Source organism: Acetobacter okinawensis (assembly GCF_002153655.1).
GTDB classification, from domain to species: domain Bacteria; phylum Pseudomonadota; class Alphaproteobacteria; order Acetobacterales; family Acetobacteraceae; genus Acetobacter; species Acetobacter okinawensis_A.
The window spans coordinates 311,930-326,406 of record NZ_JOPJ01000006.1 but is presented as its reverse complement, the minus strand read 5'-3'; the positions used below and the strand labels follow the sequence as shown (position 1 = coordinate 326,406).

The 14,477-nt window shown below is 59.5% G+C and carries 14 protein-coding genes and 1 tRNA gene; 6 read left to right on the top strand and 9 right to left on the bottom strand.

Going from position 1 to position 14,477, the window contains the following annotated elements:
• Positions 1-8: 8 nt before the first annotated feature.
• Positions 9-797, bottom strand: a complete 789-nt coding sequence (locus HK26_RS04255; protein ID WP_257640846.1) for a ComF family protein — start codon at positions 795-797, stop codon at positions 9-11.
• Between the two features lie 57 nt (positions 798-854).
• Here HK26_RS04255 and HK26_RS04250 point away from each other — a divergent pair, with 57 nt between their 5' ends.
• Positions 855-1,721, top strand: coding sequence for a class I SAM-dependent methyltransferase (locus HK26_RS04250; protein WP_086638738.1), 867 nt, complete (start codon positions 855-857; stop codon positions 1,719-1,721).
• Between the two features lie 33 nt (positions 1,722-1,754).
• On the opposite strand, the gene moaA is transcribed toward HK26_RS04250, so the two are convergent.
• From moaA to HK26_RS04230, 4 genes are all read right to left on the bottom strand, one after another.
• The gene (moaA, locus tag HK26_RS04245; protein ID WP_086638598.1) at positions 1,755-2,771 is read right to left on the bottom strand and encodes a GTP 3',8-cyclase MoaA; all 1,017 of its coding nucleotides are present in this window, start codon (positions 2,769-2,771) and stop codon (positions 1,755-1,757) included.
• A gap of 140 nt (positions 2,772-2,911) precedes the next feature.
• Entirely contained in the window at positions 2,912-4,321 is a 1,410-nt protein-coding gene (pgmG, locus tag HK26_RS04240) for a phosphoglucomutase/phosphomannomutase PgmG (RefSeq protein ID WP_086638597.1), read from the bottom strand.
• Positions 4,321-5,205, bottom strand: coding sequence for a UTP--glucose-1-phosphate uridylyltransferase GalU (gene galU, locus HK26_RS04235; protein ID WP_086638596.1), 885 nt, complete (start codon positions 5,203-5,205; stop codon positions 4,321-4,323). The genes pgmG and galU overlap by 1 nt, the downstream gene beginning before the upstream one ends.
• A gap of 332 nt (positions 5,206-5,537) precedes the next feature.
• A tRNA-Leu gene (locus HK26_RS04230) sits at positions 5,538-5,623 on the bottom strand.
• A 74-nt stretch (positions 5,624-5,697) separates the two neighbouring features.
• On the opposite strand from HK26_RS04230, the gene lipB reads away from it, so the two are divergent.
• On the top strand, positions 5,698-6,408 hold the full coding sequence (gene lipB / locus HK26_RS04225) for a lipoyl(octanoyl) transferase LipB (protein WP_086638595.1): 711 nt from the start codon (positions 5,698-5,700) through the stop codon (positions 6,406-6,408).
• Here the strand turns inward: lipB and HK26_RS04220 are convergent.
• Together HK26_RS04220 and HK26_RS04215 are read right to left on the bottom strand one after the other, a co-directional pair.
• Positions 6,380-6,946: a LolA family protein gene (locus HK26_RS04220; RefSeq protein ID WP_086638594.1), complete on the bottom strand. Its 567-nt coding sequence runs from the start codon at positions 6,944-6,946 to the stop codon at positions 6,380-6,382. The genes lipB and HK26_RS04220 overlap by 29 nt on opposite strands.
• Positions 6,943-7,281, bottom strand: coding sequence for a BolA family protein (locus HK26_RS04215; protein WP_086638593.1), 339 nt, complete (start codon positions 7,279-7,281; stop codon positions 6,943-6,945). The genes HK26_RS04220 and HK26_RS04215 overlap by 4 nt, the downstream gene beginning before the upstream one ends.
• Before the next feature lie 51 nt (positions 7,282-7,332).
• On the opposite strand from HK26_RS04215, the gene HK26_RS04210 reads away from it, so the two are divergent.
• From HK26_RS04210 to HK26_RS04200, 3 genes are all read left to right on the top strand, one after another.
• Positions 7,333-7,944, top strand: a complete 612-nt coding sequence (locus HK26_RS04210; protein ID WP_086638592.1) for a J domain-containing protein — start codon at positions 7,333-7,335, stop codon at positions 7,942-7,944.
• Between the two features lie 67 nt (positions 7,945-8,011).
• Positions 8,012-9,019, top strand: coding sequence for an AAA family ATPase (locus tag HK26_RS04205; protein WP_025825065.1), 1,008 nt, complete (start codon positions 8,012-8,014; stop codon positions 9,017-9,019).
• Positions 9,020-9,048: 29 nt separating this feature from the next.
• Entirely contained in the window at positions 9,049-10,959 is a 1,911-nt protein-coding gene (locus HK26_RS04200) for a cobaltochelatase CobT-related protein (RefSeq protein WP_086638591.1), read from the top strand.
• Here HK26_RS04200 and HK26_RS04195 read toward each other — a convergent pair.
• On the bottom strand, positions 10,956-12,431 hold the full coding sequence (locus tag HK26_RS04195) for a pyridoxal phosphate-dependent decarboxylase family protein (protein WP_180539307.1): 1,476 nt from the start codon (positions 12,429-12,431) through the stop codon (positions 10,956-10,958). The genes HK26_RS04200 and HK26_RS04195 overlap by 4 nt on opposite strands.
• 40 nt (positions 12,432-12,471) lie before the next feature.
• Positions 12,472-13,464 carry a bile acid:sodium symporter family protein gene (locus tag HK26_RS04190; protein ID WP_086638590.1) on the bottom strand — a complete coding sequence of 331 codons (993 nt, stop codon included), beginning with the start codon at positions 13,462-13,464 and terminating at the stop codon, positions 12,472-12,474.
• A gap of 67 nt (positions 13,465-13,531) precedes the next feature.
• Between HK26_RS04190 and HK26_RS04185 the strand changes: the two genes are divergently transcribed.
• Entirely contained in the window at positions 13,532-14,458 is a 927-nt protein-coding gene (locus HK26_RS04185) for a hypothetical protein (protein WP_180539305.1), read from the top strand.
• Positions 14,459-14,477: the final 19 nt, after the last annotated feature.

Sequence of the window (14,477 nt, the reverse complement as noted above, 5' to 3'; positions counted from 1 at the left end):
TGGTGTGTCTAATCAACGCGGTCCAGATCGCTCTCCGCACGGGCGGGCACCATCCCCGCAACCAAAAGGCTGACGCTGCGCGCACCAGCGTTCAGCAACACACGTGTACAGGCCGCAGCCGTTGCCCCTGTTGTCAGCACATCATCCACCAGCACAACATCGCGCCCGTGCACCAGCCCCTGCCGCGATGGCCGCAGCGTGATGGCCTGCGCCACCTCATCCCACCGCGCCTGACGGGAAAAGGACGCCAGAGGCACCGTTCGCCTGACACGCACCAGCACATCCGGCTGGCAGGGCAGACCACTCAGTTTTGCCACGCCATGCGCCAGCACGGCTGCCTGATTATAACGCCGCCTGAACAACCGCCAACGATGGACAGGCACAGGCACGACCAGAGCGTTGGGGACCAGAACATCCTGCCCGATCCGCACCATCTGTGGGGCCAGAAAAGCAGCGTTATCAATCTGGTCAGCATATTTAAGCTTTAGAATCAGCTCTCTGGCCACGCTTTCGTAAACAAAGGCCGCACGGGCCTGCCCCCACTGCGGGTGGTGCCGCTCACACGCGGGGCACAGGCCCGTTACGCCAAGCATGGCAGAGCTTACCTGTGGTACCGCGCAGGCTTTGCAAAAAGGCACAACCACTGGCCGCAAACGCCCAAAGCAGGCCGCACACAGCAGCCCATGCTGCACAACATCTGCGCCACAATGCAGGCAGGCAGGCGGATACAGCACACCAAGAGCGAGCCGCCCGAGCGAACCCACCCGTGCCATAGCCCGCACGGCTAGTGCAAACACAGGTTTGTCATGGCCAAACGCTTGGCAAAAAGCATGGATACGCGCACATCTGCCTGTATGGATACACCTGTTATTTTTGACCGCAAAGCCGTCAGACACCACCGGGAGCGCGCCGCGCACCTGCAAGATGAGGTGATGCCAGTCCTGCGCATTGCCACGGACCTTTTGCTCGACCGTCTGGATGACATGGTCCAAAAATTTTCCATGGCGTTGGACATTGGTGGGCGGGGCATAACCAGCCAGCACCTTGCCGCACGGGGTATCCGTACCGTCAGCACCGACCTGTCCGCCGGGCTGCTTGCCCACTCAACCGGGCTGCGCGTCTGCGCGGATGAGGAGTGGCTGCCCTTTGCGCCGCACAGCTTTGATCTGGTCATTGCCAACCTGTCCCTGCACTGGGTCAATGACCTGCCCGGCGTGTTCAGCCAAATCAGGCATGTGCTCCGACCAGATGGGCTTTTTCTGGCCAGTATGCCCATTCTGCCTACGTTACGCCCCCTGCGCACGGCGCTGGAGGCGGCTGAACTGGCTGTGTGTGATGGGGTCTCCCCCCGCGTATCACCATTTCCAACCCAGCAGAGCTGTGCGCAACTCATGCAGCGCGCCGGTTTTGCTTTGCCCGTCGTGGATACCGAACGATTGGACCTGCGCTACCGCTCCCTTGGAGCACTCCTGACCGACCTGCGCGCCGCAGGGGAGACCAACGCGCTGCACCAGCGTACACGCACCGCACTCCCGCGTATGCTGATCCCCGCCGCAGCCGCAGAACTGGAAAAACCGGGACAGGAGAGTTTTGCCATGCCCCTGCACATAGCTGTTTTATCTGGCTGGGCTCCGGCCCCCACCCAGCCCGTCCCCTTACAACCGGGACAGTTCCAGCACTCCTTGCATGACGCACTGCACCAGTCTGACGTGCCCGAATAACAGCACCGGGCTTTTACGCGCTCAACAACCGGCTCAGCCGCCGGTTACACTCATATGTCTTTGCGGGCCGGAGACAATGCCTGCCTGCGCATCCAGCAAAAAATCATGCCCAGTGGGTTTACGGGCTATGGCCTGCTGTATGGCAACCTCCAACGCTGCATCCGTCGCGCCCCCCCGCATAAGATGGCGCAAATCAACCCCATCCTCCTGCCCCAGACAGGTATAGAGCTGCCCGGTGCAGGAAAGGCGCACACGGTTGCAGGTTGCGCAGAAATTGTGGCTCATGGGCGTAATAAAGCCCAGACGCCTGCCCGTTTGCGCCACACGCACATAGCGTGCAGGACCACTGGTCTGGTAGGTCAACGGCTCCAGCGTCCAGCGCTGGGCCAATGTCTTGCGCACCGCCTCGAGCGAAAGATACTGCGCTGCACGGTCTTCCCCCGTGTCCCCCATGGGCATGGTCTCAATCAGGCACAGGTCCGCGCCAATTTCACCGCACCATGCCAGCAGCGCATCAAATTCATCGTCATTCACCCCCGCCATGGCCACGGTGTTTATGCGTACGGCCAAGCCCTCCGCACGGGCAGCACGTATGCCCTCCAGCGTTGTGGCGAGCTTACCCCGGCGGGTCAGGCGGGTAAAACGTGCCTCATCCAACGAATCCAGGCTGACATTCACACGCCGGACCCCGGCCTGCGCCAGAATGGGCGCATAATGGGCCAGACGGCTGCCGTTGGTTGTGAGTGTGAGTTCATCCAGCCTGCCAGACTGCTCTGGCAGGCGAAGCCACGCCCCCAACTCCTTGAAAAAAAAACCAATATCACGCCGGACCAGTGGCTCGCCCCCGGTAATGCGCAGCCTGCGCACACCATGGCGCACAAAAACCCGGCTCAGGCGCAAAAGCTCCTCAAAGTCCAGCACATCCGCGCGCGGTAAAAACGACATGTGTTCTGACATGCAGTACACACACCGCATGTCGCACCTGTCAGTCACAGAAAGGCGGAGGTAGGAAATCCGCCTTCCGGCGGGGTCCGTTAAAGAGGACAGCATAGGTACACTTTATATCAGAAACCCGTGTAGCATCAAAATGTAAAAAACACCCCGGCACGGGGGACGCAACGCCTCCCCTGCAAAAACATACGGCCCGCTTTAGGCGGGCCGTATGCAACAGACAAGCTGAAAACCAGATTTTAATGTCCGGCGTTATTGCCCGAAAAATCCGGACGGGACAGGCCAGACAGCTCAAGCTGCTCCACCAGAGCGCCTTTAAGCCGCTCAAGCCCGGCATCATCACGCCCTTCGGCACGCGCAACCAGCACGGCCTGAGTGTTGGAAGCGCGCAGCAGCCACCAGCCATCAGTCGTGTTCACACGCACACCGTCAATTTCGGACACATCGGCCCCAGATTTGCGCAGGCGTTCAGCCACCTCCTCGATCACCTTGAACTTGCGGTGGTCATCGCAGTCAAAGCGCACTTCGGGGGTGGAAAGGGTTGCCGGCAACGCCTCACGGAAAGCCGAGAGCGTCTCGTCCGAGCGGGCGACAATGCCCAGCACGCGCACACCGGCGTAAAGTGCATCATCAAAGCCGTACCATTTGTCGGCAAAGAAGATATGCCCCGACATTTCACCCGCCAGCGGGGAGCCGGTTTCCGCCATCTTGGATTTGATGAGCGAATGGCCTGTGCGCCACATCAACGGCTTGCCGCCTGCGCGCGCAACCTCGTCAAACAGCACCTGACTGGCTTTGACGTCTGCAATAATAGTGGCTGCGGAATGGCTTTTAAGCACGTCACGCGCGAGCAGAACCAGAATCTGGTCACCCCAGAGAATCTCGCCCTTATTATCCACAAGCCCGATCCGGTCTGCATCGCCATCAAAGGCGATACCAAGGTCGGCATGGTTGTCCTTGACGGCAGCAATCAGCTGCTCAAGGTTTTTGGCCACCGTGGGGTCGGGGTGATGGGCCGGGAACGTACCATCAATAGCGGCATTGAGGACGATGTGCTCACCCGGCAGCAGGGCCACCATTTTTTCAAGCACTTCGCCAGCCGAGCTGTTGCCGTTGTCCCAGACGATCTTGAGCTTGCGCGTGCCGCCGTCATAATCCTTTACAAGACGTTTGACGTAATCATCGCGCAGATCAATCGTGCGGACGGTTCCCTCTTCCGCCGCGACCACATCCCCTCTGGCGGCAAGGTCGCCCAGTTCGCGAATCTGCGCACCAAAGAACGGCTTGCCTGCCAGCATCATTTTAAAGCCATTATAATTGGGCGGGTTGTGGCTCCCCGTTACCATAATGGCCCCATCTGCATTGAGCGTTGCAGAGGCATAGTACAGCATGGGTGTTGGCCCACGTCCAACACGGGTGACGTGCAGCCCACACTCAAGCGCACCCTTTACAAGGGCTTCTTCCAGCATGGGGGAAGACAGACGCCCATCGTAGCCCACAACCAGCGTTTTACCGCCATTGCGGCGGACAAGACTGCCGAATGTGCGGCCAATGGCAAACGCGTCTTCCGCACTCAGTGTTGTACCAACAATGCCGCGAATATCGTATTCGCGCAGGCTTGTGGCGTCAAAATCATGCGTAAAGGACATCAGTTCAGCCCCTCGTATTTTTTAAGGAATGCCCGCACGCCATCGGCCAGTTCCGGCCGTTCCAGCGCAAAGGCAATCTGTGCCTCAAGGAAGCCGAGCTTGTTGCCGCAATCGTAGCGCGTGCCTTCATAGCGCAGGCCATGGAAGGGCACATGGCCGATCGTCTTGGCCATGGCATCCGTCAACTGCACTTCGCCCCCGGCACCTTTTTCCAACTTGGCAAGATGGGGCATCACATCGGGGGTAAGGATATAACGACCAATGATGGACAGGTTGGAAGGTGCTTCCTCGGGCTTGGGCTTTTCAACCAGCCCTTTCACTTCCACAAGGGTGCCGTCATCCTTGCCAACATCGAGAATACCATAACGGTTGGTATGCTCACGCGGCACTTCGGACACGGCAACCACGTTGCCCCCGGTTTCGTAATACGCTTCGGCCAGCTGCTTCAGGCAGCCTTTCTGCGACATCACCATATCATCGGGCAACAGGATGGCGAACGGGTCATTCCCGATAAATGAACGCGCACACCAGATGGCGTGGCCAAGTCCAAGGGGTTCTTGCTGACGCACAGCCATGAGCGAACCAGCCTGAATGGTGCTCGGCTCCAGCGCCTCCAGACAATCTACCTTATTGCGTTCCTTGAGCGTGCTTTCCAGCTCATAGGCAATATCAAAATAATCGATCAGGGAGTCTTTGCCACGGCCGGTAATCAGGCAGAATTCCTCAATACCTGCGGCCCGTGCTTCATCAATGGCGTATTGAATAAGGGGTTTGTCCACGACCGGCAGCATTTCTTTTGGCATGGCCTTGGTCGCTGGCAAAAAGCGCGTTCCCAGCCCCGCAACTGGCAGGACTGCTTTACGTAAAGGCTTGGGATTGGACACGAATGAAACACCTTTAAATCAAGTTAAACCTACGACCATCCGAGCTGGTTTACCCCAAACACAAGGTCATAAGCCCCATGCACCAGCACCGGAAAAAAGACTAAGGCAACTGCCCATGTTATCTGGCATCCTGCCTTATATCCACAGCCGACGGGCATGGTCTTTTTTTACATAACAACAACCATGCTTCTACACTGTAACAGACAGCAAAAGAACGGCGCGAATATGACAAAGCGCGCCCAAATTACAGAAAATCAGCTATGAACAAAAAAAACGGCTCAAGGCACCAGCCTTTTGCCGTTCATAACAGTATATTTTGTCATGAAAAAAAATGGTGCGGTCGAGAAGACTCGAACTTCCACGAGGTTTCCCCCACAAGCACCTCAAGCTTGCGCGTCTACCATTCCGCCACGACCGCACGTGACAAACGGTATCAAAAAAGGCGATACCGTGTGTTAGGAAGCCCTATAACCGAACCATGAGCAGGCGGCAATGACCAAAGAACAAATTTTATGGGAAATAAGCAAAAAACTGGTGCCCTACCCTGCTGCACTGAGCAGAATGGAGCAGATTGCCAAATCCATACGCGCAGGTGAGGCGGCGGAGCGCGTATGGCTGCTTGAGCACCCCCCCCTTTATACGTCCGGTACATCAGCCAGAGCGGAGGACCTGTTCAACCCGTCAGGCTACCCCACCTACCATGCGGGGCGGGGCGGACAATGGACCTATCATGGTCCGGGCCAGCGTACGGCCTATGTCATGCTTGACCTGCAACGCCAGCACGGCTCTGCGCCAGCGCGCGACCTGCGCGCATATGTGCAGGCCCTTGAGGCATGGATTATTACCGCGCTCGCCAGTTTTGGTCTGCGTGGGGAGGTCCGCGAAGGCAGGGTAGGTGTCTGGGTCATCAATCCGCAAACGGGTGGGGAGGAAAAAATTGCCGCCATTGGCGTGCGTGTCTCACGCTGGGTGAGCTGGCACGGGGTGGCGATCAATCTGGCCCCTGCCCTGCCAGACTTTGAAGGAATCGTCCCTTGCGGGATTCGGGAATACGGCGTGACCAGCTTTGCAAAGCTGGGCATCAACGCCAGCATGGCTGATCTGGACCACGCGCTGGAGGCAGCGTGGCGTACCGTGTTTGGCAGCACGCCCTCCGCCCTAAGTCCCGTAGAGCTTACGCCGGGTCCAGTCGAATTTGCGTAAGTTTGCGCTGCGCATCCAGAATGCGCACATCATAAAGTGTTAAACGCCCTCCCGCGTCCTTAAATCGCAGGGTCACCAGCCCTTGGGAGGGGTTTTCCGCTCTGGTGAGCGAGAGCTGGAGCATACCGGGGGGCTGCTGCACATCCGTAACCATAACAGGACCGGACAGGCGCACAGGGTTACCCAGCAGCAGGCCCAGCGCGCTGTGTGCCAGACCTATATGGGTCTCGGACCCATTCTGCGCATCCGTGAACACGGCAGAGCGTTCAGATGCCCTGAGTTCCATCTCATGCGGGGTGGTAAAGCGCATATCCAGCGCGCCGGGGCGGTAGGTAATCAGCCCGCTCCCTACAGAGCCATTGGGCCAGACCTGCGTAAACGGCGCATCGTGCAGGTTAACGGTTCTAAAATAGGCCTCTACCCGGCTGACTGCCGCAGCATTGGGGGGGCTCTCCACCCCCGCCGTGGTGGCGCAGGCCGCCAGTAGCAAAGGTGCCAGAGCAAGCAGGTTACGCCGCCGGAGCAGACCCGCACTCATACAACAGCCTCTTCTTCCGCCGGGGTCCGCAGGGTCAGGGCCAGAGCATGCAGGCCATCCGCCAGTTCGACCGCCAGCAGGTCATGCACCTTGCGCGAACGCGCAACGCGATTCATGCCCTCAAAAACGGGCGATACAATATAAAGACGGAAGTGGGTCTCCGTTGCTCCGGCGTTGGGGCCACGTGTCTGCTCCACATGGTGGGCATGGCGTGCGCTCTCGTCCTGAATGTCCAGCCGGGTGGGAAAAAGCGCTGTTTCCAGCACTTTGCGCACCCGCTGCGCGCGTGGAGCGGCCGATACCGGGGCTGATGCGGACTGCGAAAGACTGCTCATATGGCAACTCACCTCTTGCGACCAAAGCATTTGCAACGCAAATAACGATGAATGATGAAGCGAAGGAACACCCGTCCCCGCGCGTTTGATCCCGATCCCAACGCGCCGCAGCGCTGCTGCGACATGCCGGACTGCACAAAGCCGGCAGGATACCGTGCGCCTCGTTCGCGCGATAGCCTGAACCAGTATTATTGGTTCTGCCTTGAGCATGTCCGTGAATATAATGCGCGCTGGGACTACTACAAAGGCATGTCCCCCGGCCAGATCGAAGCCCACCTGCGCGCAGACATCAGCTGGGACCGGCCGACATGGACGTTCGGGCAGGGCCCCGGTCCGGGCAAACGCACCATGCCAAACGAGGAAGACATTCTGGACCCGCTGGACATTCTGGGCCAGAATCGCCGTGCCCGTGCCGAGCGTGCCCGTGCACAGGCCGAACCACGCATACCCGCACACCTGCGCGAGCCGCTGGCCATTCTTGGGCTGGACTGGCCCGTAACAATGGTGGACGCCAAGGCGCATTACCGCGCACTGGCCCGCAAACACCACCCGGACACCAATCAGGGCGATCTGGCATCCGAGGAACGGCTGAAAAAAATCAATGTTGCCTTCACTATTGTGAAGGCACACCTACAGACAGAAGAACTCGAAAAAGCAGGCTGATCATGTATCCTGCTCCGGTGCGCCCTGCCGGTTTTGTTTTGAACCCCTTACGATCAGACGGATAATCATGACGGATTCCAGCCCCCAGACAGCAGCTCTTGATCTTCCGCCCATTTCGGCGGTTTCCGTACCGGATGTGCAAGTCAGCGTCCGCGATGTGTTCGGGATCGAATCCGATCTGATGGTGCCTGCCTTCTCCCTCCGTACCGAGCACGTCCCCCCGGTTGATACGGCCTATCTGTTTGACCATGATACAACACTGGCCATTCTGGCAGGCTTTGCCTTTAACCGCCGCGTTATGGTGCAGGGCTTCCATGGCACGGGCAAATCCTCCCATGTGGAGCAGGTTGCCGCACGCCTGAACTGGCCGTGCATCCGCATCAATCTGGACAGCCATGTCTCGCGCATTGATCTGGTGGGCAAGGACGCCATTGTGGTCAAGGACGGCCAGCAGGTTACCGAGTTTCAGGAAGGGTTGCTGCCATGGTGCCTGCAACGCCCCTGCGCGCTGGTGTTTGATGAATATGATGCAGGGCGCCCGGACGTTATGTTCGTCATCCAGCGTATTCTGGAAGTGGAAGGCAAGCTGACCCTGCTGGACCAGAACCGCGTCATTACCCCCAACCCGTGGTTCCGTCTGTTTTCCACCGCCAACACGGTCGGTCTGGGGGACACAACCGGCCTGTACCACGGCACCCAGCAGATCAATCAGGGGCAGATGGACCGGTGGAACATCGTGACCTCGCTCAACTACCTGCCCCACAAACAGGAGGTGGGCATTGTCTGCTCCCGTCTGGGCATTGCTGAGGATGACAAGGCCGGGCGCGAAAAAATTGACAACATGGTTGCACTGGCCGGGCTGACACGGGCCGGGTTTATGGCCGGTGACCTGTCCACTGTCATGTCCCCGCGCTCTGTTATTGCGTGGGCCGAAAATGACCGTATTTTCAAAGACATCGCCTTCGCCTTCCGCGTCACATTCCTCAATAAATGTGATGAGGCAGAACGCGGCATGGTGGCCGAGTATTATCAGCGCTGCTTCAACAGCAGCCCCCTGCCCAAACACGCAGCCTGAAAAAACGGTAAAAACAGACAGGGGGCGTTATGGCTGATCCGGCAAAAGACAGGGGCAACAGCCCCATCCGCCTCTCACGCGAGGAAGCGGAAAAACGGGCAGATGCCTTCAAACAGGCAACGGAGGCAACCCTGCGCGCCCTTGGTGGCCGCAAGGAGGCGGATGTCTCGTTCCATAGCGGCAACATGCCCATGGCCCCGATCAGTCTGGGGGAGAAAATCCGCCTCTCCTCCCCCTCCCTGAATTTAAACGAGGAAGAAGCCCAGCGCCTACGCGGGGCTGCCGATGCACAGGCCCTGCGCCTGAAGCACCATGACTTTGACCTGCATGCCGCCCGCCGTCCGGCAGATACCATTGCGCGTGAGGTGTATGACGCACTGGAGCAGGCCCGCGTGGAGGCCGTAGGGGCACGCCACATGAAGGGCGTTGCCGCCAACCTGCGCCAGAGGCTTGAACAGGAAATCCATGCCGCCGGTCTGGAACACATGACCGATGCGGCCCAGCTTTCCCCCATTGTCGGGCTTGAACTGCTTGCGCGTGAAAAGCTGACCGGCATCCCTCTGCCCGACTCCGCACGCACCATTATGGAGCAGTGGAAGCGCACATTACCGCAGGATGCGCTGGACGCATTGGACACACTGGCCGCCGATCAGGACAGCCAGAAGGCCTATTCCCGCGCGGCACGCAAACTGCTGGCGGCCTGCGCCCTGACTGATGACGACTCCCTCTCCGATCAGGAGGATGAGGAGGACACATCCGGTACAGCCCCTGATTCCAATGATGACGAAAGCGACCAGCCCCCACCCGAACAGCAAGATGACACATCTGGTGCCGCCCCCGACCTGTCGGACGCAGTCTCCGAGCCCCAGCTTATGGCTGGGAGCGCAGATGCGGCTGACAACACCCCAGAAGTAGAGCAGGAATCGGGTTCGGCCGAAGGAACAGGAGACGCCGCAGGGCCGGGCAACCGCAAGGATATCGAAGCAGGGCAGACAGCAAAGGGCTACCACGCCTACACCACCAGTTTTGATGAAGAAATTCTGGCCGAAAACCTGTGTGACCCTGACGAACTTTCGCGCCTGCGGCACCAGTTGGACCTTCAGCTTGCCACACTGCACGGGGTTGTCTCCCGCCTTGCCAACCGGCTCCAGCGCCGCCTGATGGCACAGCAGACCCGCTCGTGGTCGTTTGACCTTGAAGAGGGCATGCTGGATGCTGGCAGGCTGTCACGCATTGTGGTCAACCCCCGCCTCTCCCTTTCCTACAAGCAGGAGAAAGACACGGAGTTCCGCGACACGGTTGTCACCCTGCTGATCGACAATTCCGGCTCCATGCGCGGGCGCCCCATTTCCGTTGCTGCATCCTGCGGGGATATTCTGGCCCGCACGCTGGAGCGCTGTGGCGTCAAGGTGGAAATTCTGGGCTTTACCACCCGCGCATGGAAAGGTGGCCAAAGCCGCGAACTCTGGGTGCAGAACAACAAGCCCGAAAACCCCGGCCGCCTGAATGACCTGCGCCATATTGTTTACAAGGGTGCAGACACACCGTGGCGGCGCGCACGCACCAATCTGGGCCTGATGCTGCGCGAGGGGCTGCTGAAGGAAAACATAGACGGCGAGGCCCTGCTCTGGGCATGGCGCAGGGTGAAGAGCCGCCCCGAGGCCCGCAAGATTCTGATGGTTATCTCGGATGGCGCTCCGGTGGATGACAGTACGCTGTCGGTCAACCCCGCCTCATACCTTGAGGACCACCTGCGCGAGGTCATCCATATGATTGAAAACCGCAGCCCGGTGGAACTGACAGCCATTGGCATTGGTCATGACGTGACCCGCTATTACCAGCGCGCAGTGACCATTACCGATGCAGAGGAACTGGGCGGCACCATGCTTCAGTCCCTTTCTGCCCTGTTTGATGAAAAACGTACGCACAGGCGCGCTTAAGCCTGCATCTGTTCTTCCACCAGCTTCATCATCCTCACCTGCGCCAGACGCACTTCCATGAAGGAGTGCAGGGTATCAAGCAGAATGGTCACATCCGTCTCGGTCGTGCGGTGGTTGACCAGAGCCACGCGGATTGCCAGCACACCACCGATCCGCGTGGTGGATGGAGCAACAATGCCGCTGACCTGTAGATCCTTCACCAGTTCACCATTCAGCCAGTCCAGATCCTCCACTTCGGGCGTAACCACCCTGAAGCAGACGACATTCAGCGTAACGGGGGCAAGCAGTTGCAGGTGCACACTGGTTTGCACCTGCCCGGCCAACCCACGTGCCAGCGCACAACTCTGGGTGACAACCTGCCCCAGCCTGTCCGTTCCGAATCCGGCCAATGCAAACCAGACCTTGAGAGCACGAAACCCGCGGGAGAGGTCTGGCCCAAGGTCACAGAACCAAGGAGCCCCGGCGGCAAGCCCCCTATCCTCGCGCGAGAGGTAGGCGAGCGATTGCGCAAACGCTGCGGCCTGCCTGCCCGGCTCGCGCACCAGCACACAGCCCGCATCGTAGGGGACCTGTGCCCATTTATGAAAATCAAAGGCCAGACTGTCGGCCCGCTCAAGGCCCGCAAGCAAAGGCGCCAGATCAGGCGCCAGCCTTGCCAGCGCGCCAAACGCACCATCAACATGGAACCACAGCCCCTCGCGCCCGGCCAGATCAGCCAGCGCGTTCAACGGGTCAATGCTGCCGGTATCGACCGTACCAGCCGTACCTACGACCAGAAAAGGCTCAAAACCATCTGCCCTATCCTGTGCAATCAGCTGCTCCAGGGCGACAGTATCCATCTGGCACGCCGCATTCAGCGGGACGCGGCGCAGGGCGTGCTCACCCAGTCCAGCCATATCAAACGCACGGGCCACGCAGCCATGCGCACTCTCGCCCGCATATCCGACCAGCCTGCGCCCCCCAATGCCGTGGAGGCGCATATCCTGCCCATCCACCACATTACGGGTCGCGGTCAGTATGGCAATAAAATTGGCCATGGATGAGCCGGTTACCAGTACCCCGGTTGCATCGGGGGGGAAGCCAAACATCTCCGCCGCCCAGCGGACAACCATACGCTCGACTTCCACCGGTGCATGGTCGCGCCCACCCAGATTGGCGTTCAGCCCTGCGGCCAGCATGTCAGCCAGCATGCCCTGCGCCGTGCCGCCCCCATGCACCCACCCCATAAAGCGCGGGTGCCGGTTCCCCACCGCATAGGGTTGCACCATGGTCGTGAACTGTTGGTACAGATCCCCCAGTTCCTGCCCTGCATCGGGCAGAGGGGCTGTTTTAAAAGCATCCCGCACCGAAGCAGGCATGGGTTGCCAGACTGGCCCCTGAGATACGTGGCGGATGTTCTCCAGCATCTCATCAAGCATCTGGTGTCCCTGAGCTTTCAGTTCTTCCCAGTCTTCAGGATCCAGACCCGCCACAACCACACTCCCCCTTGCATACAGTCAAAACAGATACCCCTTAACCCGCCTTGCGCACTGGCATTGCAGGGGTATTTTCCTGTGCTGCGCTCAGCCGCGCAAACCTGCGGGCCAGCACAGCACAGACAAAAAGCTGGATCTGGTGATACAGCATGAGCGGCAGAACAATAACCCCCACAGAGGCAGGCGGGAACAGGACATTGGCCATAGGCACGCCAGAGGCCAGCGTTTTTTTGGAGCCACAGAACACAACGGCAATTTCGTCCTTGAGCGGCAGGCCAATCAGGCGGCCACCAAAAATGGTCAGCCCCAGCACAGCAAACAGCAATGCGCTGTCAACCACCGCGATCAGCCCCAGCTCTGCCAGAGGCAGGCGATGCCACAACCCCTGCATAACCGCATCGCTGAATGCTGCGTACACAACGACCAGAACCGAACCACGGTCAGAAAAAGAAAGGATTTTCTTGTTCCGGTGTGCCCATGCCCCAAGCCACGGCTGCAACACCTGCCCCAGAATGAAGGGGAGCAGCAACTGGTACACAATATCCAGCGGGTTACCCGTTGCCTGCCCGTGCTGGCTCAGCACCAGCCCCACCAGCACCGGCGTAATAAAAATACCAAATACGTTGGAGGCGGTAGCCGCACACACCGCCGCAGGCACATTGCCCCCACCAATGGAAGTAAAGGCGATGGAGGACTGCACCGTGGAAGGCAGGCAGCACAAAAAGAGCACCCCCATCCAGATGTCAGGCTGCAACAGGCCGGGGAACAGGGCGTGCGCTGCAAGCCCCAGTAGCGGGAACAAAACAAACGTGCATGCCAGAATAAGCAGGTGCAGCTTCCATGCCACCACCCCGTCCAGCACTGCCTTGCGCGACAGGCGGGCACCTTGCAAAAAAAACATCAAGGCAATCAGCCCGACCGACAACCAGTGAAAAACCGGCACCGCCGCCCCATGGCACGGCACAACAGTTGCCAGCAGAACAGAGGTCAGCAGCCCCAGCAAAAAGGGGTCAATCTTCAAAAACCGCACGGTTGTGGCTCTTCCATGATAATCTTGTGTTGCCTGCAATTTTTACTTACGGCACCTTCCTTGCGAAATGAAGCAGAACTCTCCTTTTTCCCTCCATCTTCTCGGGGTCGTGAGTCTGTGCGCCATCGCCCCGGCAGAAACCGCCCTTGCCGCCCCGCCAGCGGGCTGCGCGACTGTTCACGCAAGTTCTGAGGAAGACACGCCCAAAGGCCTGATCTACCATGACCTGAGTGTGAGTGCTCCCAACGGGACCACCAGCCTGCATGTCAAAAAACTGGTCTTTGCTGGCCGGGCATCCAGCGCGCAGGCTACACAGGATCTGGCGCAGGCCGCATCCCTGCTGCTGGTGTCCGCCATGACCGGCCTGCACAACGCCGCATGCACCCAGTGGCTGACGGAACAGGGCAAACAGGTTGTCGCGGGCTTGCAGTCCGGTGCGGCTTACGATCTGACATGGAACAACGCGACCATCGACCACGGTGCCGCCCACGTTAACGTGGCAACCGCGCGCTACCAGATGCAGGGCGCGGCAGGCCCACACACCAGTTCGGCCTCGCTGAGCATGAGCGGCCTGTCCTTCCACAACGTGGCCAACCAGCAACTCCTGCCTTCTGCGGCTCAGGCGACCTTCTCACTCCCCACGGCGGAAATTCCGGCACTTATCAGCGCCGTGGGCGGGCGCAGTACCGCAGCCCCTGCCGTGCATGCCACCATTAGCAATTTTGAAGCCTCTGAGGGCACAGTGCGACTACAGGGGCATGGTCAGGCAACGCTAACCGGGGATGTCGCCGCCACGTCCGCCTCCGGACATTTGGAAATCACCAATCTGGAAGAGCTGATAGAAAAAGCACGAACTGCCCGCCAGATGAAGCTGGCTGCGGGCCTTGTTCTGGGCAGGCTGGTCAGCCACCGCTCTGGCGAGCAGAATACGTGGGACACCACATGGACGGGTGGCGTGCTGACCGTGAACGGCTTTCCGCTCCCCATAAAATAACTGCCCCCCCTGCGCATGT